The following is a 2219-nucleotide window of genomic DNA, read 5'->3' as shown; positions in this document are numbered from 1 at the left end:
AAGGCACCATACACCCGCAAACGGGTGCCGGGACTGAACTTCCAGATACTGCCTGCCGGCAGATTCAGCAGCGTACCGGCAGCGACACGCGCTTCCCCACTGAGAACCCGATAGACAGAAGAGGCATCTGTCTTCACGCTTCGGGTCAGTTCGTTGCCCAACAGCTCAATATCCTGGGAGTCATTGGCAACAACGCTGTTGTTATCGTCCACACCCGGCAAGGCCGAGAAGGGGAGTCGCAAGGCATGACCGTTAAATTGCACTCTGTTGTCTTTAAACTCAAATGCAGTCAATGCCCTGTTGGTATAAACACCATAGCCGGCATTGCGCTCAAACGCATTGCCCACCAAAGACAGGGTATAAGTACTGCTGTCGACACTGAATCCGTGAGAACCGTTGTCATGGGATGCCGTGCCATGTACCTCGATTAAATGCGTATAACTCGAACCATCGGCAGAAATACCTGTCCCGGTATTGTGATGCACCTCACTGTCCAACACAGATAACTTGGCATAGAGGATCCGCACCCCCGTGCCCAGGTTATCGCTCACCTCGGCATGGTTCAGGTTCACAACGGCATTATACTCACCATAGATCGCCTGATTCTGTAAAGCACCACCGTACCTGAGTTTGGTGTGAGTCAAATTAAGTACCGCATTGTCGTCGGCCCAGAGCTGGCGCCAATAACCAGCGGCTGGCACGCTGTTTGAACCGTCACCGTTACTGTCACCGCCCACACTGTCATCCGTGTAGGCGGTAAAATACACCGGCTCGGTCTCGGTACCCAGACTGTCCAATTGACCCGCAACCCTGATGGAGCGCTGACTCCCTACCTTCACTATCACGCCGGGATAAATGGTCAGCGTCTTTCCTGCCGCCACGGTCAAATCGCCGCTGACATAATACACCCCCGTGCGCCAGCTGGTGTCGGATGCAATAGTCCCGGACACTGTGGTCACCGCGTTCAGGGTCGGTGTGACTGCGGCGGAAATCACCCCGACACTGGCGTTACCGGCACCATCCACGGCCTTGACTCGGAAACGATACACCTGGCCATTGAGCAGCTCGCCGGCCAAATGGTCCCGGCGGCTCTTGTCCAACAACAGTGCACTGCCATCATCGAAGGAGGGGGCATTGCTGCCCCAGCTCACACCATCGTCTTTGGAGATATCGAGCCGGTAATTCGTCAAGTCATGGGCACTGTCCAGACTCGGCAGCCAACTTAAATAAACTTCACCATCACCGCGCACCGTCTGCAGTTGGGTGATATCTTCCGGCGGCTGATTATCCCCAGAGTTATCTTTTGCTATCACGGCAGCGGATATCACGCCACGACTGAGGTTGCCAGCTCTATCCCGGACGGTAATACGGTAAAAATAACGGGTGTCCTGCTGAAGACCGTGGTCCTGATATTGATTTACGCTACCGGCGATGTCGGCGATAAATTCAAAGGCACCTGACTCTTCGCGGCGCTCCAGACGATAATTTGAGGCGTCCGCAGAACCAGAAAGCGCCCACTGCAGCAACACTTGTGAACCGGTATCATTGGCGACATCTGTCCCTATAAGGTAAGCCACATCCAAGGGGGCGGTCTGATCGACTGTCACCCTCACCGCCGCACTCAGCTGTTTACTGTCCGGGTTGCTGATGCGGGCAACCAAATCGTATTGGCCATCGGCGGGTAAGCGCCATTGATATTGCCAGGCGCCGTCTGCTTGCCACTGACTCACAGGCGACCAAGCCACGGCACTGCCGTTCACCGCCTTCACCCCAACTTCGACAACACTCTTTGCCGGGTATAGATCGGTTGCCATGCCTGACACCAGGGCATTGCCACCCCCGACATGAGCGTCCTGCACAGGCGTCGCAATCGCAATCGACTGCTCTGCGGCCCCCAAGGGCACGCGCTCTGTGATTAACACCTCGGCTACCGCAACCCGGTAGCCCTTATCACGGCTGAAATTGAGAAGCGCCTCACCATTGTTGATACTGGTTGCAAGCAACGCATACTGATAACTGGTCGGGCGGACAGGAGACGCGCGTTCGCCATGGAGGATATGACCTAAGCCATCCTCCAGATGCTGACGATTACCGCAATCCTGGCAGTTGGCCGAGGCGCTGTCTTTATTCAGGTAAGTAACATGCAGGCTATAGTGCTTGGCATCGTCCAGACCTTTCAACCTCAGGCTGACACTGTCCAAATCAAACAGAAAACGCTC

1 protein-coding gene is annotated in these 2219 nt (G+C 55.4%); it reads right to left on the bottom strand.

Annotation, left to right across the window (positions count from 1 at the left end):
* The coding region (locus LZP73_RS19090) for a right-handed parallel beta-helix repeat-containing protein (protein ID WP_234236493.1) at nt 1–2219 on the bottom strand (2219 nt) is incomplete at both ends.

Origin of the sequence: Shewanella sp. AS16, assembly GCF_021412365.1 — a bacterium.
Taxonomy (GTDB): domain Bacteria; phylum Pseudomonadota; class Gammaproteobacteria; order Enterobacterales; family Shewanellaceae; genus Shewanella; species Shewanella salipaludis.
The sequence above is the reverse complement of the archived record's forward strand: the minus strand, read 5'-3'. Positions and strand labels throughout refer to the sequence as shown.